The following is a 26770-nucleotide window of genomic DNA, read 5'->3' as shown; positions in this document are numbered from 1 at the left end:
AGCTGGTGGTCAAGAACCATCAGCTTTTACTTTTTAGTTGTGTTGACAGAATATGAAATCGTGCAAACAGTTGTTTGCAAAATGATCAACCCTAATTTGTATCCCTTGACGCGGCAGGGTTAGTGATTCTAGATTTGCTTTTGGGACCACCGGTCGGTCGCCAACCTGCCTAAAGGCTGTTATTTAGATGAACCAAAACAAGAGGTAATTATGGCTCGTGAAATACGAGAAACCCCGATCTTGTTCGGTGAGGATGCTCGCCGTTTCTTAGCCCGTATGCAGGAAAAACGCACCGAGTCTCCAGAAGCTCGCGCTAGACGCTTACGGAATTACGAAATCATGTGTAAAGCGTATGAGGAGGGAATGCGTGAAAAACGCGCGCGCGAAGAAGCAAATGGAGGTGTTGATCCTTGTTTCAGACAGGTGTGATTGTCCCTAAATTTCTAAAACTTAAATCTTCGGAAACTGTTAAAGCATTTGATTGTGGCGATGCTGATTTGAATGACTTCATTTTAAATCAGTCGGCTCCATTTGCTAAATCATTGCTAGCTACAAGTTATGTGTGTGTCAATCCGCAAGATGCTAGTGACGTTTATGCATTTTGTAGCTTGGCGAATGATAAGGTTGCCATAACAGATTTTCCGGGCAGGACTGAGTTTAATCGTTTCCGTAAAAATCAAGGTTTTCCTCAAGCTAAACGATTTAAATGTTATCCTGCAGTTAAAATATGTCGCCTTGGGGTTGATGTTTCTGCAAGGAAAAAACATGTTGGATCGATGGTTGTGGACTATATCAAGTCTCTGTTTTCAATGGATAACAAGACTGGCTGTAGATTCCTTACTGTAGATGCGTATTTGGCTGCGATTCCATTCTACCAAAAGAATGGGTTTGATTTCTTGAATCACGTAGATGAATGTAATCCGCATACCCGGTTGATGTACTTTGATTTGATGGACATTAAATGAAAGTGGTTCGTGAAATACGAGAAACACCGATCTTGTTCGGCGAGTTTTTTTTCGAAGAAGTTAACGGAGGTGTTGACCCTTACAAGGTTGCTCCTCCTTGCCGATACGATCACCGTGCTTTGGTTGCCTATGCCGAAAAGGTTGGTAAATCTATAAACGATCTCTCAATAGAGGAAAAATCACAATTTATTGAGGGGCTGTTTACGGAAATGATTGCAGCTGGTGGTTTTCAAACCATCAGCCTTTCTTAATCTCTCGTACAACATTAGATACATATCCATCTGTCCAACATCTTCGTACGAAATTTTTTCGAGTCTTTAAATCAACCAACACAAAGCATTTAAGCAAGTAATTGTAAAACACGAGATTGATGTAGTAGTCATTATCTTCAGTATGAATATGCTGTTGGCGGCTTACCAAAGCATAGCCTTTCCCCATTTCCATAAGGAATTTTTGTAACAAGCAATTTGTAAAATTTTTCGCTAATATTCTGTCAAATAAAAGTAAGGTAAAATTTGCGGAATCCTTTAAGCGATGCAACAGAGATTCCGTTTCCAAATTTTTCTGTCAATGCCTCCGACGCCATCTTAATCACATGCTTGCCATATCCAGCACGAACTTTCCCCTGCTGCTGTTTAGGCATAGTATCTCCTTGAAAAAGAAAAACATCTGTTGTTCACAGATGTCCTAGAGATACTCTTTCCTACATCAGGCAGAATGCATCCCCTTCAATTTTAATCACGAAAGTGTAATTTGTAAATGTTGTGATTTTAATCCTCCTGACTTATCTGGGGAGGCGTGATTATTCCGGAGCGGCGGAGCCGCCAGTCCGGACCCCCTTCCTCAGGTCAAAATGTCCGCTTTCAACTCCTAAATTCGGGGCGGAAAGGGGACTTTCATGTCCAAAAAAACTACCGATACAACCCTCAGGGATTCCTTTCTTGAACGCATAAAGAAGCCGGGATGCCCGTCTGTAAAGACCATCGCCGAAGAAATGAACCTGCCAAAAGCTACATTGTACTCTTGGATCTACTGGAGCCTTCACGACGGCATCGCCGAATTCATGAAGTGGTACAAGAGCGACAAGAATCCGTTGAGGTAGGGCTGTTGCTGGATGCGGGGCGCAAGATGCCCGCGGGGTCGCTGGTGCGCCCCCGCGAAATATTTTTCAAAAAATGCGCCGGGGGTATTGACAACCGTCCTGCGTTTGTGTACATTTGATAGTGAACAAATGTACAGATTTTTAGGGCGGTATGAACGAAGAGATTGTAATTTTCAGGACCAATGACGAGTCCATCAATGTGGAGGTCCGTTTCGAGGACGAGACGGCCTGGCTTACGCAGGACCAGATGTCCGTGCTGTTTAGCAAGTCTAAATCGACCATAAACGAGCATATAAAGAACATTTTCCAGGAAGGTGAACTGGTCGAATCGCAGGTGATGAGAAAATTCGGAAATTCCGAATTTACGCATAATTTGACGAAAATGACCAATTTTTACAACCTTGACGTCATTATTTCTGTCGGTTACCGCGTAAAGTCCCTGCGTGGCACCCAGTTCAGGCAGTGGGCCACGAAACGCCTCAAGGAGTATATTGTCAAGGGCTTTACGATGGACGATGAACGCCTGAAAAATCTTGGCGGAGGCAGCTACTGGCAAGAACTTCTGGCGCGGATTCGCGACATCCGTGCCAGCGAGAAGGTGTTCTACCGACAGGTTCTCGACATTTACGCGACGAGTATTGACTATGACCCCAAGGCGGATACATCGGTTCTGTTCTTCAAGAAGGTGCAGAACAAGATGCATTTTGCCGTGCACGGGCAGACTGCGGCGGAGGTCATCAATAGCCACGCAGATGCCGAAAAGGTTTTTATGGGACTTACGACTTTTTCTGGGGATAAGCCGACTCTTCAAGAGGCGTTGATTGCCAAAAATTATCTGGATGAAAGGGAATTGCGAGCCATGGGGCAAATACCAGCAAAAGACGCTCTCGTCTGTAGAAAAGGCTTTCTTGGATTCTATCAAGACGATCGAGAAAAAAACTTCAAAAAAAACTTGAGCAGGGTAAAAACTTTATTGACAAATTGCCTGGTTGCAGGAATTAGAGAACAGGTAATTGTATGAACTACGATTTCTCCGTTTTAAGCGATATTGATTTTGAACAAACGGTCAAGAAAAACTCTATAATGGGATAGCCCGTCGCAATGTTAGCTTACAGGAGGTTGCGTTAGGGATGGAAGCCCGAAGGGCCTGGCGGGCTCTTGCCAGGGCCAAGTCGGATGATGGTGCCGCCGAGACGGTTGAGCTCGTGGAATCCGCCGCTTAAGCCCACCCCCTCAGAGAAATTTGCGAAAGACAACATACGTTATCGCTTGAACTTTATTATAATTGTCTGGTGGGTTTTGCCCAGTTTTGTTTACGATAAGAACGAGGTTTTATGGAAGGATTGCCGAGAACACATGAAAGCGACGTTATTCAGTTTGTAGTCCTTGCCATAGAAGGTGGGGCGAAAGTCCTTGGCGTGGAACCGACTGAATTCGTAAACCGTCTTGAAAAACAGAATCTGATAGAAAAGCGCCTTTTGGAAGGCTATGAAATGCTGCATACTCAAAGCAAGGAATATGTGGCAGACGACATCGCCGAAACCCTAGTCAACTGGGAGAATGACTTGTGATTTTATATCATGGCTCCTTGGTTGTTGTTGAAAGACCTCTTGTGGGAATAGGTCGCTCGGATCTTGATTTCGGCCCTGGTTTCTATTTGACGAAACACCGAGAACAGGCTGAACGATGGGCGAAAATTAAGTCTGGAAGAAAGAAAAATTCCGAGGCTTTTCTTAACATTTATGAGTTTGATCGAAATTCCTTGAACAACGCTGTTTATAAACTACTCTCTTTTGAAGATTACAACAAGGAATGGCTTGATTTTGTTGCTTTTAGCCGTAAGGGAATGAGACCCTGGCTTGGATACGATGCCATTGAGGGTGGTATTGCGAACGACAGTGTTATCACGACTGTTGATTTGTATGTAGATGGCATTATAACTGTAGAACAGGCTCTTGACAAACTCGTGAATACGGAGCTTCGTCATCAGATTTGCATTGCGAACCAGGTTCTAGTTGACAGCTGCTTAACCTTTAAACAGTCGATTAGGTTGTAGAGTATGAACGAAAATGTCTTGTGGCGTAAGATGGGCCGTGTAATTATGCAACTTGCCGATCAGCTGAAAATTTCTCCGAAGCAAGCCTTGCTTTTATTCTATAACAGCGAAGTTGGTAAGATGATGCATGACCCGAAATATGGGTATGAGCTGATGAGTGATACGTATATTGTAAATGATATCATCGCTGAATTACGTGGATAAAATTTCTATATATTTAACAAGTACCTATAGCCCCAGGGTCTTAGCTTTTTCATTTTGCAAACAGTTGTTGAAATTACAGCTGGTGGTTTCAAAACCATCAGCTTTTGTTTTATCGTTTGCTCCTGTATTAAAATTGATTTACAAGCATTTTGCTGTACATGTATGACAAATTAACTGCATCTGTATTGCAGATTTTTTGCTCGTACAAAATTTTACCGAAATTTATGACAAACTATTTTATATTTCGCCAACGATCGTATTAACGGTCGTAAAACTGTTGCGTAGGGAAAATGAAGAGGAAAAGATGAAAAAAAAGACACTGTGCGTCATGACGACGGCGCTTGCCTGCGTAACTGCAGGTGCAGCGACTAATTATGACCTTCTTGGCCGTAAGGCTAGCAAGATGAATTCACCCATGGTCTATAAGGATGCTGACCACATGGCTATCAAGAAAAATGGCCTTGGTGGCGACAACCTGCAGGCCGCATCTGTAGCTGTTAAGGCTGCGTACCGAGCCGAATTCGATGAAGGTATTTACAATCATGATCGTGGATCTGATGGTCTCCCTACGAAGAATTTCATCACGTACCAGACCTACTACAATACCAATTGCTACTCCCTTTATCATACTCCTAACGCCAGGTATTATTTCGGGTGGAGCCAGTACGATCAAACTCCCGTCATATACAATTTCTCCACTACCCCCTATACGGTTAATGGTGCAAAGACGGCTACGGGCTACGATGTCAGTTTCTCCAAGACCAATTCCGACAAGCTTACGATTGTGGGGATTTCTTCTTCCTACAATGACTATGTTTACTTGCAGTTCAAGAACTTCGATGAAGTGCCGTACAGCCAGAGCGGAAAGGCCTTCCCTTACGAGAATCTGAAATACAACTATTATAACTTTAGTGACGATTATGTCGGCATCTATGTAGATACCAAGGCTTACCCGGCCTGGTTGAAGGATCAGACTCCCTCGAAGTTCTTCTTGCTGGAAGGCAGTGTTTTGGATAATATCACTTGCCAGGCTCATGTACCCACCCCGAATGACGAATACAACGCCACTCTCCTGAATTACGCTATGCCGGGTCAGAATAAGGGTGCTTACACTTTTATTCACAACTCCAAGTGCGAAAAGAGCCCGTATCCCGAAAATCCGTCTAGCCGTGACCCCCAGATTTACATGGGTGTTCATGCTGCCGAAGATACTCCCACCGATAAGTATACCGAAGAGACCAGGGAGCTGGATAATTACATCTACGAAAACCACATGCTTGAAATCGTGGGTGCCGGTAACTACAAGAACAATAGAAAGGGCCTGATGAATGCCAAGGCTTATGCCGCCAACGCAATCACCGTCGGTTCTGTAGATACCAAGAATACCATGGGTTTCTTCTCGGCCTGGGCCAACGCCCCGTACACCAACGCTGGCAAGACCGTAAGGGGCCAGAAGCCCGAAATTGCGAACTACACGGACTTTAGCTTCTTCGATAAGTCCAAGCGCAAGACCGATGTCAAGACCTACTCCAAGGGTGATTCCGTCTACACCAAGTACGAGGTTATGGATGGAACTATGGGTGCTACGGCTTATACCGCCAACATGATGGCCAATCTCATTAGGAGACAGCCTTTCATGCGTTACCATCCCGAAATGGCCAAGGCTCGACTCCTGACTTCCAGCATCCTGAAAATCAACGATGAAAACAAGAGCGGTGCCGTTGGCATTCCTTACTATCCGGCTCTCATGGGTTCTGAATACATTAACGAACCTGGTTATGAACATTACATCAATAAGTCTAACTACTGGTATGGCGATATCAATAGGATGTTCACAAAGGTTAGCGGCAAGAATCAGTACGAACTGTTCATCCCCTTTACTGTAAAGCCGGGATATAAGTATCGTGCCGCCATTTCTTGGCTCTCTTCTGGTGACGATATTGCAACGTATAACCGCGTTCCCCAGGACTTCGACCTGTTCCTGGTTGACAACTCGGGCAAGACTCTTGCCAGTGCCTCCAATAACGGCGCAACTCCTTATGAACTGTTGAGCTACACGGCTACCCAGGAACAGACCGTCAAGGTCAAGATTCTTCTTTACGAAGATATCAATGGTGAAGGTCATCCCCGTCATCACAAGATTAAGCTTGGCTTCAACTTCCTTGAGTATAAGGAATAGATGCGGTTCCGTTTCGTAAGGTTCTGACGAATAAAAACTTGACCTGCCATTAGATGGCGGGTCATTTTTTTTTTTGATTATACAATTTGAGGCGATCAAACGATAATATAGGTGAGGTGTAAAAATATGGATATCAATTCGATTAATCGTTTCATTGAAAATGGTCTTCTGCCGTCTCACACTCTGGGGCTCATGGGTAACCATGGTATCGGCAAGACCAGCTACGTTCACAACACTGTCCGCAAGATTATCGCCAAGAAGCACGGCTTGCCCCTGGATCGGGTGCATGTGATTAGCCGCTGCGTGTCTATTATGGATCCGGCCGACCTGATCGGTAACTTCCAGGAATTCGGCGGTCGAACTTATAGCTGCCCGCCCAGCTGGATTCCCACTTGCAAGGCCTACGACGACAAGATGGCCCAGCTGTACGAAGAAAACGGCATGCATTACAGCCGTCTGACCCAATACGACGATATTTATATTCTGTTCCTGGACGAATGTAAGCGCGGCAATGCGGTTATCCAGGACGGTATTATGGAACTGCTTCTGGAACACCGCCTGTTCGGGGTGGATCTCAAGGAGAACACTTACGTGGTTTGTGCCGACAACGACAACGCCACGATTTATAACGGCACCCGTCGCGACCCGGCCCAGGAAAGCCGAATCAAGAACTTCACTTTCGCGCCCACCGACAAGGAGTACCTCGAGGATTTCAGCCGCCGCGTGGAGGCCGGCCAGATTCACGAGGCCGTTCCCGATTTCTTGAGAAAGTATCCGGAGTTCATCGTTCTCCCCACCAAGACCATCGAGGAGCTTGCCATTCAGGGTAAGAAGGGGCCTTCGCCCCGCGACTGGACCCACCTGGGGGAATGTCTGATGAATTTCAGCAATAATAACGATGACATTACCACGGGTAACGTCAACTTCTTGACGGAGATTGCGTCGGCCTATGTGGGTTTCAGCTATGCCATGAAGTTTGCGGAATTCTGCGAGGTGGATCGCGTTCACGAGATTGACGTCAAGAAGATCCTGCAGTCCATGGACAAGGTCATGGTTAAGGTTGTCAGGGAGGCCTTCAAGAATAACATCAAGTTGGCTGTTCCGACCTGCCATTCCTTGCTGGAACTGGTAAAGTCTACCAGACTTAACGAAAAGCACGAGAAAAACATCCTGGCGTTCCTGGAATGCTGCCCCAACGAGGCCATTGTAGCCTTTGTAAAGGGCTGGATGAAGGAGAAGAAGGACCAGTTCCTGGCCTGGCGCAAGACTCCCAAGCGCTACAAGATTTACAACGCCGCCCTGATGAATAAGGAGGGCAAGAACGGCGGAGCTTCTGCCTATGACGCCTGGGTCTTGAACTTTACCAAGATGAACAATATTTCGGTGTCTGACCTGGATCGAGACGATATCATTATTGCGGCTTAGGGGGTGTCGTGACGGATTTTGAAAAGAGTTTTCAGGGGACCATATGCCGTCTCCTTGTGTACAGCCCGTTCAGCTTCAACTTGCTGGTGGGTATGAATACGGTGGCTACGGATTCTGTAGAAACCATGGGGGTGTGCGTCAAGAATGGCCGCATAAGCCTTCGGTACAATCCCCAGTTCTTTGTTTCGCTGGAAGAGGGGGAGCGCACCTATGTCTTGATCCACGAGATGATGCATGTGCTGCTGCACCACTGCACCCACCGCAGTTCCAGTGACCGTCGCCGTGCCTACAAAGAGAACGTGGCCATGGATCTGGCCATTAACAGCCTGATTTATGAAGAGACGGGTATCAAGATTCCCCGTTTCAAGGAGGATGTGGGCAACTGCAGAAAGGGCGATGTCATGAGCCTTTTGCCCATGATGTTTGGCTATAAGAACTGCCTGAGTTTCGAGCAGTACTTGACTCTGCTAGATCAGGATTTCCCCGATGTTACCGTCCAGTTTGTGGGTGGGGATGGCGAAATCGACGAGAATTGCCCCCTGGGCGAAATCACAAGGTGGCGCTTGGACAACCGGCATGGGGAAGGTTTTGAGGAAGATGCCTATATCGACGACTATGTGCGCAACGTGGTGGAGAACATCGGGCGAAACCACGGCTGGGGGCATCTCGATGGCACTGGTATCGAGATGGTGATGAAGGCCCAGGAGCAGCCCTTGAACTGGGGTGATATTCTGAGGCTCAAGCTGGGGCCCTTCCTGAGTTACCAGAAGGAACAGTCCCGCAGGCGCTGGAATAAACATTACGGCAAACCCTTTCTGGGGTATACCACGAAGTGCGTCGAACCGGTGGCGGTGTATGCCGATACCTCGGGCAGCGTGGGCACCCAGGACTTGTCGCGATTCATTGTGGAAATCGAGCGTATTGCCAACTATACCGGCGTATACCTCTGGAGTTTTGACATCGCGGTTCAGGATCCCGATGAAACGGTACTGTTCAACCGCCGCTCTATTGCCCAGATTGAGTTCAAGGGGCGCGGTGGGACTAGCTTTACACCTATTTTCGAGCATGCCCAGGAGAGGCACTTTTCGCAGGTGGTCATTCTGACTGATGGTGTTGCCGAAAAGGTAGACCCTGACCTGGCCAAGGGAATGGATGTTGTCTGGGTCATAACAAAAGACGGTGATACAGATAATAAACCTGGCACCGTCATAAAAATGGATCGTTAGTTGTAGAGGCTAGAGCAGCAGCATGCCGCCTTCGCCAAGGTTCAGGCAGGCTCTGTTGCGGCCGTTCTGCTTGGCGTTATAAAGGGCCTGGTCGGCACGTTCGATAATGGAGCGGACTGTGTCGCCATCCTGGCGTTCCGTAAAGCCCAGGCTGATGGTTACGGGAATCACCTGGCCGTCGGGCAGGGGAATGCGCAGCTTTTCGACGGCCTTGCGCAGGCGTTCTGCGATTATGCGGGCGTTTTCGGTGGAGGTTCCCGGCAGGAACACGCTGAATTCTTCGCCGCCGTAGCGTACGGGCATGTCGGAGGGGCGCAGGCTGTCGGTAATGGCTCCGGCCACGGCGATCAGGACCTGGTCACCGGCCAGATGGCCGTAAGTGTCGTTTACCCGCTTGAAATGGTCGATGTCCATCATGACGGCAGACAGGCGGAAATTGCCGGCGTTGCTGCGGTTGATTTCGCGGGTGTACATTTCTTCGAGCCAACGGCGGTTGTGGAGGCCCGTAAGGGAGTCCACCTTTGCGTTTTCTTCGATGCAGCGGATGTGGTATTCTTCTTCGCACACCACGCGGTTGTTGTTGCGCAGGCGCTGGCTCAGCATATGCAAAAAGTTCAGGCACAAGTCGTGAGAGGCGTTGATCATGGCCAGGGCGACTTCGGGTTCGATCACCAGAATGCGGCAGGGGTCCTTGGCGAATACGTAGGCGCTGGGCTTTACGCTGTCGAAGATGGACATTTCACCGGCACAGTGGCCCGGTTCGATGACATCCTTGAAGTTGCCGCCTTCGACTTCCATCTTGACTTCCATCATTCCGTCTAACAACACCAGCAAGCGGCGCTTGGGGTGTTCAGGGTCGATAAGAAGGGTTCCCGGTTCCACATTTACTGTATGGCAGCTCAACAAATATCCTGCCAAACTTTCAAAGGTGACGTTCTTGAAGATGTCAAGACGCTGAAATTCGGAACGGGAAATAGGAAGTGTTTCTAGATCATTTATAGCCATACCTTAATTATACAATAAATTAAGTGAAAGTTGAGATTCTTCTTAAAAATTTGTTGCAAAAGGCGAAAAAGAGCTATATTCTGTGAACAAAAAAGTTCTTTTTTTCGCGAAAATGAGGCATTTATGGGTAAAATGGTATTGAAGTCCGTCTATTTTAACGGCTCCGTCAGGGACATCCTTATTTCGGGCAAGAAGTTCGCCAAGGTGGAACGCCCGCTGACCGCAGCCGATTACAACAATGCCGAAATCGTGGACTGCTCCGGCCTGGCGATCCTCCCGCCGTTCTATAACGGCCATACCCATGCGGCCATGACCCTCCTTCGCGGTTATGCCGACGATATGCCCCTGCAGCAGTGGCTGACTCAGCACATCTGGCCCTTCGAGGCGAAGCTTACTCCCAAGGATATCCGGGTGGGATCCCGCCTGGCCATTCTCGAGATGATCAAGTCGGGTACGGTGTTCTTTGCCGACATGTACTGGCACCGCGAAGAGACCATCAAGGCGGTCAAGGAAATGGGGATTCGCGCGGCCATTGGCGTGACGGTGGCCGATGCGCTCCAGACGCCCGAACTGACCGAGGCCAGCTTCAAGTTCCTGCAGGAACACCGCATGGAGTCTGACCGTGTTTCTCTGGCGGTAATGCCCCACGCCATCTATACCGTTAGCGACAAGACCTTCAAACGTTGTGTGGAAGTGGCCCGCAAGGAGGAGTATATTCTTCATACCCATCTGGCCGAAACTGCTACCGAAGTCAAGGACTGCAAAAAGAAGTACGGCTGCACGCCGGTAGAACTGATGGACAAGTTCGGCGCCCTTGGCGGAAATTTCGTGGCGGCCCATTGCGTCCACCTCAGCGGAAACGACATGACGCTCATGGCGGAATCCTGTTCTGCGGCCATTGTCAATCCCTGTTCCAATTTGAAGTTATGTAGTGGCATCCCCAAGATCCACAAGATGCTGGAAAGCGGCATGCTGGTAGGCGTCGGGACCGACGGTGCTTCCTCCAACAACAACCTGGATATGCACGAAGAGATGAAGCTGACTTCTCTCTTGACCAAGGTTTCTAGCAGCGCCGAAAAGTTGCCTGCCGCCGATGCTCTGAAAATGGCTTCTTCCAATGTGGCCATTGCCTATGGCGTTCCGGCCGGAGCCATTGTTGAAGGTCTTTTGGCTGACGCCCTTTTGGTGGACCTCAGGAATGAACGTCTAACCCCCAACCACAATCTGGTTAGCAACTGGGTGTATTCCGCAGACAATAGCGCAATCAAGCACGTTATATGTAACGGCCAGTTCGTAATGAGGGACCGTCATGTGGATGGCGAAGAGGATATAATGAAAGAAGCCGAGCTGACAGCCCGGCGACTTGCTCAGTAAAACCGTTTCTGGTTTTTGATCTGGCTCCTACTTTTCTGAAGTGGGGGCTATTTTTTCGGAGGCTTCCTTTACGGCCTTGGCGGCGGCTTCCCTGGCTGCTTCCTTGGCGGCGTCGGTTGCCTTTTCTACGGTTTCCTTGGCCACCTCTTCTACTTTTTCGGAGGCCTTGTTGGCCATCTTCTCTGTGATTTCAGAGGCCTTTCGTTCGGCGGCACCTACAAGGTCTACAGGCTCCGTTGAGTATCCCATAGTCGCAAGTACGGTCTTGTAGGCGGCATAAGAAACGGAATTGTCGCGGGTCTCCTGCACAAAGCCCCCGAAGGGCATTACATGGAGGATTGTCAGTATGACGAACATGACCAGGGCGCCCTTCACCAGTCCAAAGAAGGCTCCAAGGATGCGGTCCACCTTTCCAACGACTGTGTCGGATACGTAATGGTTGACCATGTGGCCAGTAAAGAGCAGGGCGAGGAAGGGAACCAGGAATCCTATGCAAATACAGATAATCGAAGCGGAAAAATCGCTAAAGCCGAATCCTGCTACGGTATCGGAAAAGAACTTGTTGATGAAGTAGGCGTCGGTAATGGCGGCAATCCAGGCCAGGAGTCTGAAAATACCACGCAGGAGTCCGTGCCAGAGGCCAATGAGCATCAGGATGGTCATCAACACGAGACTGACTATATCGATAGTATTCATATTCAGGCCAAAAATAAAATTTTTTACAGGGCGGTATGGATGAGGACGGTCACAGCGGTGCTGATGACTACTCCAATTGATAGTCCAAGCAGGAACATTTTCTTGCGGCTATCCTTGTAGAGTGCCGGGGTCGAATAATCGGATCCCGACAGGGGACCGTTGGATTCCTTGAGGGCGGAACACCAGACGCTCATATAGGGAGTGAGGTCGCGGGGGTAGTTCTTCATGATGGCGGCCAGCTGGTCGGCGGCATCGGCTGCGGTGAGGGGGCGGTTCTTGGGCTTCTTGGCTACCAGCTTCAGCACGAACTTGCGAAGGGCCATGGGGACTTCCTTGGGGAATACCTTGGGGGTGATTCGCAGTTTCTGGATGCGCTGGATGGTCTCGCTGAAGTTCGCCCCGCGGAATATATTCTGGCCGGTGAGCATCTCGATGGCCACGATGCCGACGGCGAACAGGTCGGAAGCGGGGGAGGCGTCTTCGCCAAGAGTCTGCTCGGGGCTCATGTAGGTGACTGTACCGAGAATCGCGCCGGTCTGGGTGATGCGGCTGCGTTCCTCTTCGTCCTTGAAGAATCGGTTGAAGTCCAGCTTGTTGTCGGTATAGGCGATGCCGAAGTCCAGCAGACGCACACGACCGTCGTTATCGATCATGATGTTGGCGGGCTTGATGTCGCGGTGGACTACGTTCTGGCGGTGGGCGTGGCCCAGGGCGCTCAGCACTTCGTAGAGCACCAGCATAACGACCCACAGGGGAGGCTGCTTGCACTTGTCCAGGATGTTGCGCAGGGTGTAGCCGTGAACGAATTCCATCGAAAGCGATAGCTTGCCGTCGCTTTCTTTCCAGAGGCCGTAGGGTCTGGTAATGGCGGGGTGGTTCAGGTGGGCTAGGATGTTACCCTCTTGCATGAAGCGCTTGAGGGCATCGGGGTTGTCTTCCTGGGTGGTTTGCATCTGCTTGACCACCACCATGCGGTCTAGGGAAGGGTCGTGGCAAAGCCACAGTTTGCCCATGGCGCCGGCACCCAGTTCCTGTACCGGTCTATAACCGCCAATCTTAGAAGGTTTGTCGTTCTTGCCTGCTGCCAATTAAAATCCCGAAAACAGTGAATAGTGAACAGTGAAGAGTGAATTATGATTTTTTTGCAGGATTAATACGTCATATTTTCTAGTTAGACGGACTAATCCCGCTTATACCCAAATCTCATATCTCATCCCTCAAACCCCTTACTCCTTGTCGTTTAGGTAAATGCTCTGGTGCTTGGTCTTGGGATTCGGATTGGGGTAATCCAGAATGTAATGGAGACCGCGGGATTCCTTACGGCGCAGAGCTGCGATCAGGATCATCTTGGAGACCTGGAGGGCGTTCAGGAATTCAAGGAAGTAGAAGTTTTCGGTTTCCTTGTTCTTGATTGCGGCGTCCACTTCCTTTTCTAGACCTTCGATGACCTTGAGGCCCTGGTTCAGGCCGGCCACGGTACGTACGATACCGCAGTGGGTCCACATCATGTCCTGAAGGATCTTCTTGCGCTTGCGCCAGAAAGCGGACTTGGTGTAAGAAACCTTTTCCTTCTTGTTGGAACGAGGTGTGGAGATCTTTTCATTGAGGAGGCCGCTTTCCACGATGTTGTCGATGGCGCGAACGGCGTAGACGACGCTTTCGAGGAGGGAGTTGGAGGCCAGGCGGTTTGCTCCGTGAACGCCTGTTGCTGCGACTTCGCCGCATGCATAGAGACCTTTGATTTCTGTACGGGACCAGGTGTCTACCAGAACACCGCCGCACATGTAGTGTGCTGCGGGAACGACGGGGATCCATTCCTTGGTCATGTCGACGCCCACTTCCATGCACTTGGCATAGATGTTGGGGAAGTGGCTGCGGATGTCCTTGGGGGTGTGGCCGGTCAGGTCGATGTACATGTGGGGCTTGCCCAGACGCTGCATTTCGCTGTGGATGGCGCGGGCCACGATATCGCGGGGTGCCAGGGAGTGGAGCGGATGCACCTGGTTCATGAATTCTTCGCCCTTGTCGTTCTTGAGGATGCCGCCAAAGCCGCGGACCGCTTCGGAAATGAGGAAGGGCTTCTTGAGGCTGGGGGCGTAAAGACTGGTGGGGTGGAACTGCATGAATTCGATGTCCTGCAGTGCTGCACCTGCACGGGCTGCAATGGCCATGCCGTCGCCGCAGCTGTCGGGCGGGCATACGGTGTACTGCCAGATACGTCCGGCGCCACCGGTAGAAAGGACTGTGGACTTGGCGTAGATGTTTTCGACTTCGCCTGTCTTCTGGTGAATGATCTTTGCGCCGATGCAGCGCTTTTCCTTGCCTTCGCCCTGGCAGATCAGGTCCTTGATGTAGCAGTTTTCAAGGTAATCGATGTTCTTCTGCTTGTGAAGTTCGCAGAGGAGGGCGCGCATGATTTCCTTTCCGGTAAGGTCTGCGGCGTGGAGGATGCGGTGATGGCTGTGGCCGCCTTCCAGATGGAGGTCGAACTCTTCTCGGTTCACCGGATTGGGGGTAAACTGGACGCCCCATTTTACAAGCTGCTGGATGGTGGCTGGGCCACTCTTGGTCAGGATGTTTACCGGTTCCTTCTTGCAGAGGCCGGCGCCTGCTTCCAGGGTATCGTCAATATGGAACTTGAACTTGTCTGTCTTCTTGGTAACGGTAGCGATACCGCCCTGAGCGTAGTTTGATGAACCGTCCGGTTTAGCTCCCTTGGTGAGGATGACTACAGAGAGACCTTTTTCTGCAGCATGAAGGGCTGCGCTTAATCCGGAAATGCCGGCACCGAGGACCAAAATATCGTACATGTTCAAACTCCGTTCAGAATCTATTGACTTTTGGATGTGTAATAGATAGAAAAAAAGCCGTATTTCGGCATTATATGACAACAAAATAAAACCAAATGGATTTTTTTACTACATTTTGCGCCGACAAAATTTTAATGGAGTCTACTCTATGTTAACGTGGATTAATGAAAAAGCCAAGTGGATTATTGTAATCTTTGCCGCAGGTATCGCTGTTGGCCTTCTGGCCATGGACCGTGTACCGAACCAGGGCAAGAGCTACCCGGTTGGTGAAGTCAACGACAGCAAGATCACCTATGCTGAATTCGACGCCCGTATCAAGATGATCGTGCAGAACCAGTATCAGGGTCAGCACCTCGAAGACGAACAGTACAACCAGCTCCGTTCCGAAGTCTTCCGCTCTTTCGTTCGCCAGATTCTCCTGAATGGCGAATTCGAAAAGGCCGAACTGCAGGCCTCGGTCGCCGAACTGGAATCTGAATTCACCCGCAATCCGGATGCAGTCCGCGGCCGTCTGGTGCAGGAAGCTCAGCGTCGCCTCTATGCTATCCAGCAGCAGGCTACCTCCCAGGAAGACTTGATGCAGCGCTCTCAGGCCTACATCGCAAGTCTGCCCAAGTTCCTCACCGATTCTACCTTCAACAAGGATGAATACGACGCCTGGCTCAAGACTCCCGAAGCCTTCAAGTGGGGTGTCATGCTTCAGTACGAAGAAGACCTGAAGACCAACACCATCCCCGTTCGCCAACTGCAGGCTCTGGTCGGTGCTTCCTTCCACGCTACTTCTCTCGAAGCTAACTGGACCGTCGGTCGCCGTATGACTGACTACGAACTGCAGGTGGCAGTCGCCTCTGCTTCTGACTTTGCCGTTGACGAAAACACTGTCGACAGCGTCATGGTTGCCGGTTACTTCAATGCACATAAGGACAGCTTCTTCGTGATGAAGGACATGGCTCAGTTCCAGTATGCTTACCTGCCGGTCGAAGCTACCGCCGGTGACGATGCACGCATCCGCGAATATGCAATGACTCTCTACTACCAGCTCACCGACTCCTCTTCTACCACCACCTTCGAAGACATGGCTCGCATTTCTTCCGAAGATCCGGGTACTGCAGAAAAGGGCGGCATCCTGAGCGACGATTACGTTGGTCGTGGTGTCTATGTCAAGGAATTCGAAGACAAGGCTTTCGCCCTGGATTCCGGCGCTATCTCTGAACCGGTGAAGACCCGCTTCGGCTACCATATTATTAAGTCTTACGGCAAGTCCAAGGACTCTACCGGTGCTGACCTGGTCAAGGTCGGTCACATCCTGCTGGTCGTGAACGCTTCTTCTGAAACTATCGACAGCCTCGAAAACGTTCTTGCTCAGGTTAAGGCTAGCGTTGATGCAGGCAAGTCCTTCGAAGAAGCTGCCAAGGATCAGAACCTGATGGTTCAGAAGTCCAACTGGATTTCTCGTGGCGACAACATCGACGGTGTCGGTTACCTGAAGGGTCTGGCTGCCTACGCATGGCCCAACGAAATCCTGCCCGAAGAATCCAGCAAGGTTTCTCCGGTCATGAAGAACAACAAGTGGGTTGCTGTCGCTATCAAGACTGCCGACCTCAAGGCTGGCGAACGTAGCCTCGACCTGTTCTTCAACGACATCAAGGCAACTCTCCTCCGCAACAAGGCTGCTTCCGCTGCTGAAGCTTACCTGAACTCTGTTGCCGACAAGGTCAAGGCCTTCAACGCCGACGATTCTACCACCAAGATCGAAAAGGTCCGCGTAGAAACCAAGAGCGCTTCTGTTGACGGTTACGTTCCGGGTTTCGGCTACGGCAACGTGAACTTCGCCAAGGCTGTCAAGAATGCCAAGGAAGGTGAATGGACCGCTGCAATGGCAACCGATATTGGTGCCGTGATGCTGAAGGTCACCTCCAAGAAGACTCCTGAAGAAGAAGCTCTGAAGTCCGCTGTTAAGTCCGACGTCCAGAACGCTTCTAGCTACGGTGCTGCAAGCCTGTTCAACGAATTCGTGAACAACCTGGAAGCTGCAACTCCGGTCAAGAACAACCTGGACCTGTACTACAGAGACTAATATCCGGTCTTTGATGACAAGTTCAAAAATGTTTACTACATTTAGCACCGCTTTTGCGAAGGCTTAAGTAGAAACATTTTTCGGTGCCATCGTCTAGTGGTCTAGGACACTGGCCTCTCACGCCGGCAACGAGGGTTCGAGTCCCTCTGGCACTATAAAACTAACCAATTACGCTCCAAGCCTTGTAAATAAAGGGCTTGGGGCTTTTTCTTTATGTGATAATTTTTTAAATCGTGACGAAATCGTGACGGAAGTTTGAAATTTATCATTTTCGTGACTTCACGAAAATGGTCTAGCGCTTGCGAATCGTGACGCAAACAAAAAACGCTCGAATTTCATCGAGCGTTTTCCATCACGTTATCCAGGCCGGTCGAACCGGTTTGTACCTGTTGATGTCAGCCACGCGGGCCTGCATTCAATATAGCATTAAACGAACTTGATTTCAAGTTTTTTGCCGATGGCCTTGGCGAATTTTTCAAGGGTGGCAAAGGTGACGCCGGTTGAAGGATCCTCGAGTTTATATTGCTGGGGCGCGATGCCCATCTTCTTACAGATGGAGGCTGCAGGCTTGCCCCTACGGGCTTCAAAGATGGTGTAGGCGAGTGCCAGCCTGCCGTTGACCTGGATGGCGTAGAAACCGTTCTTCTGGTCCTCTGTGAGCGTGGATTGGGGGAGCGGGTCCTTGTCTTCCAGTTTCACTTCGAGAATTAAGTCTAAGGCGTCTTTTGCCATAGTCAATGCTTCTTCAAGAGAGTCTCCGCATGTATTGCATCCCGGGATGTCTGGAAACTCTACGGTAAATCCGTCTTCTTCGTGATTTATTTTTGCAATGTATTCCATTTTTTTTTATCCTAGTTAAATGAGTGCCCAAGAAAGGGCGGGAGCCCTATTTGAGTCCCGCGTCTTTTAGAATCTTGTTTGCGGTTCCTATTTTCAAGTCTTTGTTTCCGTGATAAGGAACCGTTATCGGCTTGGATCCTTCCTTTTTGTAGATTCGGTGTGAACCGTTTGCTCTATCAAAGGTGAATCCCGCCTGTTCAAGTTTCTTGATTAGCTCTTTTGCATTCATTTAACCTCCGTTAATTGTTCTTTGATATTACAAATATACATAATTTTATTTATTTTGTCAAGCATTTTGTTTAAAACAAATCAAAAAAAATGCAGGATTTTGTCCTGCATTGTAGATTACTTGATGCTTACGATTCTTGAGTAGTGGATGAAAGTATAGTGTTCTTTCGTCTTCTCCTGTTTTCGCTAATTTTGGCGATATACTCAGCATATTTTTGAGGATTTTTTTTCAAGTTTTCATACCACTTGTTGAGGCTCCTTTTATAAGCGCCATGATTCTTCTTGTGGTAATCCTGCTTCTTGGCATTCAGTTCTTCTTTGTGGGCCTTGTAGTAGCGTTGCCATTTGGAAGCCGATTTTTTTGCCTTGATATCCTTTATTTTCGTTTGTGCTTTTGCGACATTATCCAGCCATTTTTCGTATCCTTGGGCAAAATCAATCTTCATCCTCCCTCCTTATCAACTGGTCTTTCGTTATTCCGCTTCCACGATAGAATGTTGCTATGTCGCCTAGCCGGACTACATCATGGTCGCAACTAGGTCTCGTTTCGTCTATAAGGCATTGTAATGGCTGTTTGCTTCTGTAATCGAACGAATTTAGAAGTTCTTTAAGTTGGTCTAAAAATTCAGTCTTATCCCAGCCTTCAATGTCGCAAACCGTCATGTCAAACAAAAGATCTTTCAGTATATGAACTTTTAAGTTGTACCTTGCCAATTGATTTATTTTGTAGCGTTCAAGTGGATTGGGCGTCCTATACGGTTCATCTTTTTCTTCTGTCTTTTCTTGACGTTGTTTCTTTTCGGTTTCTACAGGTTTGCAACTTTTGGCATAGGCTAAAAGTTCGTCATGAGAGAATCCGTAATTAACTAGCTGTTCTGTAGTGACGATTTTCGTTTCAAAGTCTTCTGCAAATCGGCTTTTACCGTTGCTAATGAGCCATTCGTCATACCATCTTAATTCAATTATTTTCCATTGCATTGTCTGTTGTCCTTTGTCTTGATGTTCAATTACTTGATACTTACGATTCTTGAGTAGTGAATGAAGACGCATCCTGAGGAGTCCTTGTAACGAATGCCTCCTCCGCCGTCGATCGTGTTGAAATCAACGTAATTTATTGGTGCTTCGAGAATCTTGGATGGAATCTTTACATTGACCGTCTTTGGTTCAAGGAATTGAACGACCATCCCTTTGTGAAAGCTTAAAGCATCAAATTCTTCTGCGGTCATTTTCTGTCCTCTGTTAATGGGTGCTTCTCCATGACTACTCGCTTGATTGCGTAGATCGTTTCTGTTCGGACAAGGTTGCTTAAGGTGGCTTCTTCGTCGGCTTCGCCATCGATGGTGTACCATTCGCCTTCGTAGTCCCAGAACATCAGTTCCACGGATCCATCCCAGTAGGCGACCCAGTACCAGCCCGAGGGCAGGTAAGGGTCCTCACGGTCCTTGACGGTAGCCCGCTTGATCCATTTAGAGCGGGATTTGTTTGCCATGGGCTTCCTCCTGTTTGAGACTGCCGATTAGCAGTCGCAATGATTTTTTGCAGCTTGGGCAAATCGGTAAAGCTTTTGGTGAAAAGACGGGAAATGAGTTTTCGCAAATAGCGCAATCCATAGCGTATTCTGCTGGCATGGCAGTCGCTGTTTTGGCTTCAATAGCTTCAGCGGGGTACATTCCGCAATTTTGGCATTTTACTGAATCGTTGTGTTCGACAGTTTTTCCGCAATGTCGGCATATTTTGACTATTTTCATGCTACTTTCTTTCCTTCAAGGATTCGTTGTAAAGTTTTTCGATCTGTTTGCGAACCTTGGATTCGAACTTTCTACATTGTTGGGTGTGAAAACCTGTTGCCAACCGGCCGCAGTAACACATTGTTGGTGTTTCGCTATCGCAAATGTCAACTGCTTGATTGCGGAGTTTTAATTGTGCTGCGAATGGAATGTCTTCAAACTTGATTTTCATGGTCGTACACTTCCTTCATGCTTAGCACCATTTAAATCCGGTTTTATTTTTTACGCAGTCATCAATCAACGATTTGAACTGCTGGAAAGTGGCTGCGTCAGGTCTTGCTGAATAGCCAAAGACAAAATCTTCAGATACATCTTTTATGTACTCCCAGATGGCCTTTGCTGTTTCGTATTTCATTTCTGCATCGCAATCGCTCGCCCATTCGAAATTTCCAAACCAGTCTAGAGTTTCAATTTCTTCCTTTGTGCTACCCTTGTTTGCCAAAAATTCAAGGTCGTTAATTTTCTTGTTGAAGGATTCCATCCATCCGGCGGGTCTCATGAAGGAAAGAATGTTTTCATTAAATTCTTCGACGCACTTTCTGAAGTTTTCGTGCGGGCGTTTGGATGCGACGAAATCCCTTAATCGCTTGAAACCGAAATATCCGCAATCCAGCGAGAAGTTTTTACTTTTTATCGTTATTCCCATTTTTTATTTCCTATAATTTTTATTATTCAATTTTAGGCAGGACAAGTGCGTTACCGTTGGATACCTGGGGAAGCTTTCCGTCCCACTTTTCGATGTACTTGAGCATCAGGTATTCCTTTCCGTTCTGCTGCTTGAGTGCCTGCATCTGCAGAGCGATCACTGCGGAGTCTGCCTTTGCTTTCGCCACCTTCTGCTCGTTCTGGTATTCAACCTTCAGCTTGATGTTCTTTTCCTTCAGGGCATCCTGCTCAGCGACTTGCTTGGCTTCTACAGCTTCCTTGAAGGCTTTTCCGAAAGCAAAGTCCGTGATGGCGAGGCCTTCTACGATGACGTGTGTATTTGCGGAGTCTAGTTTAGACTTCAACGTGGTTTCCATGCGCTGACGGATTTCCTCGCGTTTCTGCAGCATCTCCTCCGCGGTGTACTGTGGAGTTACGCCTGTGATCGTCTCCTTGATTTTTGGCTGCAGGGCAATCTCTACACCGTTCATGCCGTACTGCGTGTAAACCTGGTCAACCTTTGACGGGTCAATTCTGTAATTTACGGCAACTGTTACATTGACGGTCTGCAGGTCCTTTGACCCGGATTCAATTCGAGTTTCCTGCAGTTCGGTCTTGACGGAAATCTTCAAGACCTGCTTTGTGATAAAGTTGTAGATGGTAAGGCCGGGTTCAACGACCTCGTCCACCTTTCCGAATTCAAGGATGATTCCGCGTTCGGTCTGGTCGATCTGAGCACATCCAACGAATGCGAGTGCGATGATGATTGCGAAGATTGTCTTTTTCATTTTATGTCTCCTATGTTATTTTTGAGTTTCTTTGTCAATGATATTTTGTGCGGCTTCGTGAAGTTCTTGCGGGAGTCCGTTCAATTCGCGGAGCCATTCCTTGTATGTAATGCTGTATGATTCTACTTGTTTTATGCAGTCTTCAATCCTGAACAAGTAAATGCTTGTTTTTGCAGATGCTCTGGCAAAAGCGTCTTTGCTTGTTTTGGTTTTGAATTTGAGTATTCCGTTAGGGAATAGTAATCCATAGTAAGTGTAAGTGAAACCTCTCATTCCTGCACCTCTGAGGTTTCCAAAATTTTTGGACGGCCGTGGTCCTTGTTGAAGCTGATCATGTCCTTTTCCTTGTAGGTGTAGAACATTCTCAGGTCCATCTTGCCGTAATCGTCGGTGTGGAAAACGGCGACCTTGATCAGACCTTTGTCGGAGTAGTCCGTAAACTGCTCGATGAATTCCTGGATGTAATCCTTGACTTCGTTCATTTCGTAAACGGTAGCGTCGGTCTTGATTTCGGTCGAGACATTATTGATTAATTCATGATGAGTTGTTTTAATGTTATAAGCCATGTTATGACCTCGCGAACGCCTTGCTGGAAGCTTCATCGTCACTCATGATGCGGTTCTTGCGGAAGTAAGCGTCCATGTCGTTTGTGTCGATGAAGATCTTGCGACCGAACTTGCTGTGAGCGATTTCGCCGGTCCTGACGAGTTCGCTTAGTTTTCCCTTCTTGAGATTGTACTTTTTGGCGGTTGCTACCAGGTCAAGGAAACAAGGTTCGGTCTTGGTCCTGTCTGCGGTAATAGCCGCCATAATCCTCTTTTCAAAGGCGTCGAGGTCAGCCTTGGTTACGATGTCTTCAATCTGCATTGTTGTCCTCCAGGCTTACCAGGAATGAGATGTTGCAGGCGACGTGCCAGAGGTGGGGGAGGCCGGATTCTTCGTCACGGCTTTGGGGATCGTCGATGTACTGTGCCCAATGGCGGAAGGCTGCGTCGCGGTAGCGTTCGATTTCTACGGTCTTCCAGTTGTCCTTGGACTTGTATTTGCGATTGCCGTATTCACGGACGCAGGCGATTGCTTCAAGGATTTTCGTCGGGACAAGGGAAAGCTGGGGCTTGCCGCAGTCGGCCTTTGCGGACTGATCTGGAATCTTTACCGACGATTCCTTGCCGGGGTGAGTCCGAAAGTTGGGAATGAACTCGGTCTGAGTCTTTTCCATTTCGGAAACAGCTGCCGAGGATTCCTCGGTGGTTTCAGTCTTTTTCTTGCGGCCGCGCTTTTTTTCTTGCGCGGGCTTTTCGGCGGACTTTGCGTTCATCACTTTGACTTGCTTTTCCGGGCGAGCTTCTTCTTTTTCTGCGATTTTCTTTTTCAGGTTCATTTTGATTCCTTTACACACTGGGTGCATTTGAACACGTTCAGGCCTACTTCGAACATGTCTTTGATTTTGAACTTGTGGCCACAACGGTAGCAGGTTGCCAGAAGGTTGGGGCTGTCGCCAAGGAATACCTTTGCTTCACGTTCCCTGGCGAGCTTGAAGTAATTCATTTTCTACTCCTGCTCTTCTTCGTATTCCTTGGTTGCTTCTTCTACGATTTTTTCGTGGTCAATGCCAAAATATTCGCGGTGTTCTTCTGCAATTCCGTTGTAACCGCGAAGTCCGTAGATTACTTCCAGACAAAGCTGCTGAACCCAGCTAAGGGGGCCTTCGTCCTTGCAGCGGTAATCTTCCTGGCATTCGTTAATGTGGTTCAGGGGGCTATCTTCGACTTCTTCTTCGTTTCCGTCAGCGTCTACTTCCTGGTAGTTAAAATGTGTGTCCTGAAGGCCCGCGAGAATCAAGGCTGCAGTTTCGTCGCTGATGCCTCTCAAAAGTTCTTCAACCTTGCCGCGGATCAGTTCGGTTTCCTTGTCTTTTACGATGTTCATGATGTCACGGTTGCGTTCGTATTCAGACGGCTTTTTGACCGTTTCTTCTTCGTCATCTTCATCGTTTTTAACTTCGGTCTTGTGCCACTTGGCAAAAACGTTTCCGGTTGTATCAATCAGGAAATACGGATGTTTGTCAGCTTCCTTAAGTTTCTTGATGATTTCATCTTCTTCTTCAGTATGTTCGCCATCAGTGGGGATCCATTCTGAACGATACCATTGGAAAGAGTGCATTAAAGATGCGTCGCCTTCTACCGAAATCATTCCCAGGTCTTCGCATTCCTTTTTCTTGAGCTCGATCAGGTTCGCGATGTTCTGCTGGTAGCACTTTCCGTCGCGACAAAAGCTATCGGTTACGTCGCCAAAAATGTCCTGCTGAGTGATAGTCTGCTTTTCGCACTTCTTACAAATCTTTGCGACGTCAAAGGGAGCCTTGGCGAGATTCTTCTTTTCAGCCAAAATCATGTCGCGAAGTTCGTCCGGTGTTTCGTATTTGGCTTCTTCGGCAAAACGCTTGGCATCTTCGTCGCTGTCCGCCATCGTAAGGATTTCGGCATGAGCCAACGTGATTTCGCCTTCGTCCAGCATCTTCAGGATTTCGTCTCCAAGCTGCACCATCTTCAGGCGACCAATAACCCAGCGGGGCGTGCGCCCAAACTGAGCGGCAATATTGTAGATGTCGGTCCCGTTGTCGATCATTTTCTGAATTGCCTTGCATTCGTCGCTGGGGCTCATATTCTTGCGGCTCACGTTCTCGGCGGTGGCAATTTCAAAGAGCTTGTCTTCGGGACCGTCAATCACGTTGCAGGCTACCTTGTCGATGCCGAGGTTCTGCAGGGCCTTAAGGCGGCGGGAACCGGCTACCACTTCGAAACGGATACCGTTCCAGCGGACGGTCAGCGGAGAGATAAGGCCGTGGGCCTTGATGCTTGCTTCCAGATCGGAAACGTCACCGATTTCGGATCTGGGGTTGTTCTGGTTGGGGATGATTTTCGCGACTGCGATAGTTCTCATGTCAAGCTGCGTTTTCATTGATTTTGTTCCTTTTGCTTGGTGCGATATAACCTTTTAGTTTTGCGTATCGGAGTTGAAGGGCGCTTATGGTTCTTTCCGGCATGATCTCGTGAATCTGCGGATATGTCATTTTCTTGTTGTCCCTAAGGTCCAGGAGTTTCTTGTCCTTGAAAACGGACCAGTAGCCTCGTTTACGGTTGCACTCGATCCCACGGCGTCTTAGGATTTCGTAGAATTTTTGGTAGCAGGCAAGATTCAGTTCGCCGTTGTACTCCCTGAACAGTTCGTAGGCACTCTTGTCCGGATTGTCCAGGAATATTTCGACTACTCTGTCCAGGGTGGATTCCGGAATGATGTCGGGAGTCTTCTTTGTGAAACCGAGCAGGCTCCTGAGCGTATCGACTACGTGCTTTGTCATTCCGATGCTTTCGCCGATTTTCAAGGCTTCTTCACGGTCGCAGTCGAGCCTTGGAAGCAAATCCTGCAGTTCCTTGACCGTGAAAGTCTTGCGGCCGTACTTCGTGCGTTCCTTTCGCATCTTATGCCTTGAAGAAACTATATTCCAGCTTCATGTCGTTGGCCGGGTTGAAACTGTTGCGTTCGGTACCCTGTTCGATGGGTACGATTGTCAGGACCATTTCCGGATAGGCGGCAATGCAGACCTTATTGCTTTCGCTGCAGACCATGCGCTCCTGTGGACTTGCGTAGAAGGCGTTGAATTCGTTGGTCTTCTTCACATTGTCAAGAATTACAAGAAGCTTCGGGTCAAACATCTTTCCGCTGTCGATGGCCTTTTCACAGACGGCCATTTCGGGCAGGATTTTTTTCCAGTCGATGTATTCAAAGCGATTCCATTCACCATCTTCGGAAATAGGCCTTCCGTTGCGGCTGATGAATTCGTCGTAGTTCTTGCTTGTTACAAGGGCGTATCCGTTGGAATACTGAATGGGCATAAGACCGGCGTGGCCTGCGGCCAGCTCGATGCACTCGGCATAGTCATTTTGGGATTCTTCGCACAGGTGACTGATGTTCAGGGCACAGCCGATACGAGTGGAAAATGCCACTGCAGTATGGCTGTTGTTTTCAATCCAGATGCAGCAAAGGTTGTGGTGACCGTCCTTGATGTTGCTGCTCATGACCTTGCTCATTGCGGCGAATTCGCTTGCAACATTGTGGATAATGTCTTTCATGTGTTTTGCTTTGGAGCTGTTCATTAGAGGTTCCTTTCGGTTTTTAAAATGATGCCCTCCGGACGCGGTACAACACAACCAATAGGAGGACTCAATGACTAGATCAAATGCGTCCATCGGGCTAAAGTGAAACCCTGGCGGGGTGTGTAATTCAATGCTGGGGCCTGAGTTGCAGGGCGCCGACATCTAGTGTGTTTTTGTTTTGTTGTTGTGTTGTGCCCGCCAGGGCTATATTCTACTGGATGCTCTTTGCGGGAGCGAGCTGCAGACCAAGGAAGTAGCGGAGTCCCCGCATCTGTGCCTTGGCGTCTTCCAGGGCGTTGTGCTTCTCGATGTTGCCTTCGTTGGCCTTTACTTCGGGGAACAGTTCCTTGATGGTGCGGTAGTCGCGCTGCTGCCAGAACTTCCACAGGGGAGAGACGCCGGTTCTTGCGAACAGTTCGCCAAGGATCGGGAAGTCGAAATCAATGCCGCAGCTCCACACGGTGAACTTGCAGCTGCTGCGACCGGGGTTGAAGTTCTTGTAGAAGAACTGCTTGAATTCGCTCAGGACTTCTGCAGGGCCCTTCTCGCCGCCGAAGGCTTCCAGCATTACGGATTCGTCCTGCTTGCGCCACCATTCCATGGTGGAGGGTTCGTCAAAGAACATTTCCTGGGAAAGCTGTTCCGGATTGATTCGTTCATAGAAACTGACCTGCTGACCTTCTTCGTTTAAGCCAAAGGCTCCGATGGAAAGCACCTTGCAGCCAGGCTTGGTGCCGGTGGTTTCGATATCAATCATGAGGATGTTTCGCATTTTTATTTTCCTTTTCTTCGATGGTTTTTAAAAGTTCTGAGTTCGCTTCGATTACCTTTTTTCCGGGGAACTTGAATCCCATTCTGGAGCAAATCCGTCTGCAGGCAGTCAGGGTACGACCGGCAGGAATAATTCCCGCCTTTAGGGCCAGTATCTCGGATGTGGTCCAGAACTTGTAATCGCGCATTATACGCTCACGGTCTGTACATATTCGTTGTGACGGATCATTGTGAGCTTGATGGAGTTCACGATATTTTCAGGTGCAGACTCGTGGCAATTCGTGAAGTCCTTGACGATTTCGGCCACGTCTCGGCTCGGCTTTCCGCAAAGTACGATGGTCTTGATTTTGCCTTCGACAACCTGCACGTTTATCGTGTACGGTGTGCCGTTGTAGGACTTTCCGTGCAATCCAATAACATTGTCTTTCATGATCA

At 48.7% G+C, this 26770-nt stretch carries 37 protein-coding genes, 1 tRNA gene and 1 pseudogene; 14 read left to right on the top strand and 25 right to left on the bottom strand.

Going from position 1 to position 26770, the window contains the following annotated elements; all coding sequences use genetic code 11:
- Positions 1-210 precede the first annotated feature (210 nt).
- The 3 genes from BUB73_RS11160 to BUB73_RS17330 are packed head-to-tail and all read left to right on the top strand — an operon-like array spanning position 211 to position 1216.
- Entirely contained in the window at positions 211-429 is a 219-nt protein-coding gene (locus BUB73_RS11160) for a hypothetical protein (RefSeq protein ID WP_073161277.1), read from the top strand.
- Positions 411-965 (top strand): GNAT family N-acetyltransferase, encoded by a 555-nt coding sequence (locus BUB73_RS11155; protein WP_073161278.1) that lies wholly within the window; start codon positions 411-413, stop codon positions 963-965. Before BUB73_RS11160 ends, BUB73_RS11155 begins: the two co-directional genes overlap by 19 nt.
- Positions 962-1216 carry a hypothetical protein gene (locus BUB73_RS17330; RefSeq protein WP_170932303.1) on the top strand — a complete coding sequence of 85 codons (255 nt, stop codon included), beginning with the start codon at positions 962-964 and terminating at the stop codon, positions 1214-1216. The genes BUB73_RS11155 and BUB73_RS17330 overlap by 4 nt, the downstream gene beginning before the upstream one ends.
- Here BUB73_RS17330 and BUB73_RS18020 read toward each other — a convergent pair.
- Positions 1202-1424, bottom strand: a pseudogene (locus BUB73_RS18020) (PDDEXK nuclease domain-containing protein); the annotation flags it as partial. The gene BUB73_RS17330 and the pseudogene BUB73_RS18020 overlap by 15 nt on opposite strands.
- A gap of 34 nt (positions 1425-1458) precedes the next feature.
- Positions 1459-1608 (bottom strand): DUF1016 N-terminal domain-containing protein, encoded by a 150-nt coding sequence (locus tag BUB73_RS16980; RefSeq protein ID WP_112132866.1) that lies wholly within the window; start codon positions 1606-1608, stop codon positions 1459-1461.
- A gap of 255 nt (positions 1609-1863) precedes the next feature.
- Here BUB73_RS16980 and BUB73_RS11140 point away from each other — a divergent pair, with 255 nt between their 5' ends.
- From BUB73_RS11140 to BUB73_RS11110, 8 genes are all read left to right on the top strand, one after another.
- Positions 1864-2067, top strand: a complete 204-nt coding sequence (locus BUB73_RS11140; protein ID WP_073285856.1) for a hypothetical protein — start codon at positions 1864-1866, stop codon at positions 2065-2067.
- 151 nt (positions 2068-2218) lie between these two features.
- Positions 2219-3088, top strand: coding sequence for a RhuM family protein (rhuM, locus tag BUB73_RS11135; protein WP_073285853.1), 870 nt, complete (start codon positions 2219-2221; stop codon positions 3086-3088).
- 313 nt (positions 3089-3401) lie between these two features.
- Positions 3402-3638, top strand: a complete 237-nt coding sequence (locus BUB73_RS11130) for a DUF3791 domain-containing protein (RefSeq protein WP_073285850.1) — start codon at positions 3402-3404, stop codon at positions 3636-3638.
- The gene (locus BUB73_RS11125) at positions 3635-4123 is read left to right on the top strand and encodes a DUF3990 domain-containing protein (RefSeq protein ID WP_083539755.1); all 489 of its coding nucleotides are present in this window, start codon (positions 3635-3637) and stop codon (positions 4121-4123) included. Before BUB73_RS11130 ends, BUB73_RS11125 begins: the two co-directional genes overlap by 4 nt.
- Before the next feature lie 3 nt (positions 4124-4126).
- Positions 4127-4327, top strand: a complete 201-nt coding sequence (locus BUB73_RS16680; protein WP_083539754.1) for a DUF3791 domain-containing protein — start codon at positions 4127-4129, stop codon at positions 4325-4327.
- A gap of 304 nt (positions 4328-4631) precedes the next feature.
- The gene (locus BUB73_RS11120) at positions 4632-6506 is read left to right on the top strand and encodes a S8 family serine peptidase (protein ID WP_112132867.1); all 1875 of its coding nucleotides are present in this window, start codon (positions 4632-4634) and stop codon (positions 6504-6506) included.
- Positions 6507-6632: 126 nt separating this feature from the next.
- Positions 6633-7931 (top strand): hypothetical protein, encoded by a 1299-nt coding sequence (locus tag BUB73_RS11115; RefSeq protein WP_073236410.1) that lies wholly within the window; start codon positions 6633-6635, stop codon positions 7929-7931.
- An 8-nt stretch (positions 7932-7939) separates the two neighbouring features.
- Positions 7940-9157, top strand: coding sequence for a vWA domain-containing protein (locus BUB73_RS11110; protein ID WP_073236406.1), 1218 nt, complete (start codon positions 7940-7942; stop codon positions 9155-9157).
- Between the two features lie 9 nt (positions 9158-9166).
- Here the strand turns inward: BUB73_RS11110 and BUB73_RS11105 are convergent, their stop codons facing one another.
- Positions 9167-10162, bottom strand: a complete 996-nt coding sequence (locus BUB73_RS11105; protein WP_073161292.1) for a GGDEF domain-containing protein — start codon at positions 10160-10162, stop codon at positions 9167-9169.
- A gap of 123 nt (positions 10163-10285) precedes the next feature.
- Here BUB73_RS11105 and BUB73_RS11100 point away from each other — a divergent pair, with 123 nt between their 5' ends.
- Positions 10286-11536 (top strand): amidohydrolase, encoded by a 1251-nt coding sequence (locus tag BUB73_RS11100; RefSeq protein WP_073236403.1) that lies wholly within the window; start codon positions 10286-10288, stop codon positions 11534-11536.
- 27 nt (positions 11537-11563) lie between these two features.
- Here the strand turns inward: BUB73_RS11100 and BUB73_RS11095 are convergent, their stop codons facing one another.
- The 3 genes from BUB73_RS11095 to nadB all read right to left on the bottom strand — a co-directional run bounded on the left by BUB73_RS11095 (position 11564) and on the right by nadB (position 15042).
- The gene (locus BUB73_RS11095; RefSeq protein ID WP_073285847.1) at positions 11564-12232 is read right to left on the bottom strand and encodes a CvpA family protein; all 669 of its coding nucleotides are present in this window, start codon (positions 12230-12232) and stop codon (positions 11564-11566) included.
- A 23-nt stretch (positions 12233-12255) separates the two neighbouring features.
- Complete coding sequence (locus tag BUB73_RS11090) at positions 12256-13320, bottom strand: serine/threonine protein kinase (protein WP_073285844.1); 1065 nt, start codon at positions 13318-13320, stop codon at positions 12256-12258.
- A 138-nt stretch (positions 13321-13458) separates the two neighbouring features.
- Positions 13459-15042 (bottom strand): L-aspartate oxidase, encoded by a 1584-nt coding sequence (gene nadB, locus BUB73_RS11085; RefSeq protein ID WP_073236396.1) that lies wholly within the window; start codon positions 15040-15042, stop codon positions 13459-13461.
- A gap of 148 nt (positions 15043-15190) precedes the next feature.
- Between nadB and BUB73_RS11080 the strand changes: the two genes are divergently transcribed.
- Both BUB73_RS11080 and BUB73_RS11075 read left to right on the top strand, forming a co-directional pair.
- Complete coding sequence (locus BUB73_RS11080) at positions 15191-17119, top strand: peptidylprolyl isomerase (protein WP_073285841.1); 1929 nt, start codon at positions 15191-15193, stop codon at positions 17117-17119.
- Between the two features lie 82 nt (positions 17120-17201).
- Positions 17202-17274, top strand: a tRNA-Glu gene (locus BUB73_RS11075).
- A 271-nt stretch (positions 17275-17545) separates the two neighbouring features.
- On the opposite strand, the gene BUB73_RS11070 is transcribed toward BUB73_RS11075, so the two are convergent.
- The 19 genes from BUB73_RS11070 to BUB73_RS10975 form a co-directional block, all read right to left on the bottom strand.
- The gene (locus tag BUB73_RS11070; protein WP_073285838.1) at positions 17546-17959 is read right to left on the bottom strand and encodes a type II toxin-antitoxin system HicB family antitoxin; all 414 of its coding nucleotides are present in this window, start codon (positions 17957-17959) and stop codon (positions 17546-17548) included.
- Between the two features lie 46 nt (positions 17960-18005).
- Entirely contained in the window at positions 18006-18188 is a 183-nt protein-coding gene (locus BUB73_RS11065) for a type II toxin-antitoxin system HicA family toxin (protein WP_073285835.1), read from the bottom strand.
- A gap of 127 nt (positions 18189-18315) precedes the next feature.
- Positions 18316-18633, bottom strand: a complete 318-nt coding sequence (locus tag BUB73_RS11060; protein WP_073285832.1) for a hypothetical protein — start codon at positions 18631-18633, stop codon at positions 18316-18318.
- Entirely contained in the window at positions 18623-19165 is a 543-nt protein-coding gene (locus BUB73_RS11055; RefSeq protein WP_073285829.1) for a hypothetical protein, read from the bottom strand. The genes BUB73_RS11060 and BUB73_RS11055 overlap by 11 nt, the downstream gene beginning before the upstream one ends.
- A 29-nt stretch (positions 19166-19194) precedes the next feature.
- Positions 19195-19413, bottom strand: a complete 219-nt coding sequence (locus BUB73_RS11050; protein ID WP_073285826.1) for a hypothetical protein — start codon at positions 19411-19413, stop codon at positions 19195-19197.
- The gene (locus BUB73_RS11045; RefSeq protein ID WP_073285823.1) at positions 19410-19676 is read right to left on the bottom strand and encodes a hypothetical protein; all 267 of its coding nucleotides are present in this window, start codon (positions 19674-19676) and stop codon (positions 19410-19412) included. The genes BUB73_RS11050 and BUB73_RS11045 overlap by 4 nt, the downstream gene beginning before the upstream one ends.
- Before the next feature lie 260 nt (positions 19677-19936).
- Positions 19937-20146, bottom strand: a complete 210-nt coding sequence (locus tag BUB73_RS11035) for a hypothetical protein (RefSeq protein WP_073285817.1) — start codon at positions 20144-20146, stop codon at positions 19937-19939.
- Positions 20147-20167: 21 nt separating this feature from the next.
- Positions 20168-20620, bottom strand: coding sequence for a hypothetical protein (locus BUB73_RS11030; protein ID WP_073285814.1), 453 nt, complete (start codon positions 20618-20620; stop codon positions 20168-20170).
- A 22-nt stretch (positions 20621-20642) separates the two neighbouring features.
- Positions 20643-21407, bottom strand: coding sequence for a prohibitin family protein (locus BUB73_RS11025; RefSeq protein ID WP_073285811.1), 765 nt, complete (start codon positions 21405-21407; stop codon positions 20643-20645).
- Between the two features lie 269 nt (positions 21408-21676).
- Positions 21677-21973, bottom strand: a complete 297-nt coding sequence (locus BUB73_RS11015; RefSeq protein ID WP_073285805.1) for a hypothetical protein — start codon at positions 21971-21973, stop codon at positions 21677-21679.
- Between the two features lies 1 nt (position 21974).
- Positions 21975-22274 (bottom strand): helix-turn-helix domain-containing protein, encoded by a 300-nt coding sequence (locus tag BUB73_RS11010; RefSeq protein ID WP_073285802.1) that lies wholly within the window; start codon positions 22272-22274, stop codon positions 21975-21977.
- A complete protein-coding gene (locus tag BUB73_RS11005) occupies positions 22264-22788 on the bottom strand; it encodes a dATP/dGTP diphosphohydrolase domain-containing protein (RefSeq protein ID WP_073285799.1) in 525 nt (174 codons plus the stop codon). The genes BUB73_RS11010 and BUB73_RS11005 overlap by 11 nt, the downstream gene beginning before the upstream one ends.
- The gene (locus tag BUB73_RS17325; RefSeq protein WP_170932304.1) at positions 22785-22955 is read right to left on the bottom strand and encodes a hypothetical protein; all 171 of its coding nucleotides are present in this window, start codon (positions 22953-22955) and stop codon (positions 22785-22787) included. Before BUB73_RS17325 ends, BUB73_RS11005 begins: the two co-directional genes overlap by 4 nt.
- Positions 22956-22958: 3 nt before the next feature.
- Positions 22959-24368, bottom strand: a complete 1410-nt coding sequence (locus BUB73_RS11000; protein ID WP_083539753.1) for a ParB/RepB/Spo0J family partition protein — start codon at positions 24366-24368, stop codon at positions 22959-22961.
- The gene (locus BUB73_RS10995) at positions 24352-24888 is read right to left on the bottom strand and encodes a hypothetical protein (RefSeq protein ID WP_073285793.1); all 537 of its coding nucleotides are present in this window, start codon (positions 24886-24888) and stop codon (positions 24352-24354) included. Before BUB73_RS10995 ends, BUB73_RS11000 begins: the two co-directional genes overlap by 17 nt.
- A 1-nt stretch (position 24889) precedes the next feature.
- Positions 24890-25564: a hypothetical protein gene (locus BUB73_RS10990; RefSeq protein WP_073285790.1), complete on the bottom strand. Its 675-nt coding sequence runs from the start codon at positions 25562-25564 to the stop codon at positions 24890-24892.
- A 211-nt stretch (positions 25565-25775) separates the two neighbouring features.
- Positions 25776-26336: a 3'-5' exonuclease gene (locus BUB73_RS10985; protein WP_083539752.1), complete on the bottom strand. Its 561-nt coding sequence runs from the start codon at positions 26334-26336 to the stop codon at positions 25776-25778.
- The gene (locus tag BUB73_RS10980; RefSeq protein ID WP_073285784.1) at positions 26314-26523 is read right to left on the bottom strand and encodes a hypothetical protein; all 210 of its coding nucleotides are present in this window, start codon (positions 26521-26523) and stop codon (positions 26314-26316) included. The genes BUB73_RS10985 and BUB73_RS10980 overlap by 23 nt, the downstream gene beginning before the upstream one ends.
- Positions 26523-26765 carry a hypothetical protein gene (locus BUB73_RS10975; protein ID WP_139259197.1) on the bottom strand — a complete coding sequence of 81 codons (243 nt, stop codon included), beginning with the start codon at positions 26763-26765 and terminating at the stop codon, positions 26523-26525. The genes BUB73_RS10980 and BUB73_RS10975 overlap by 1 nt, the downstream gene beginning before the upstream one ends.
- Between the last annotated feature and the right edge of the window lie 5 nt (positions 26766-26770).

It is taken from the genome of Fibrobacter sp. UWH6, assembly GCF_900142465.1.
GTDB lineage: Bacteria > Fibrobacterota > Fibrobacteria > Fibrobacterales > Fibrobacteraceae > Fibrobacter.
The sequence above is the reverse complement of the archived record's forward strand: the minus strand, read 5'-3'. Positions and strand labels throughout refer to the sequence as shown.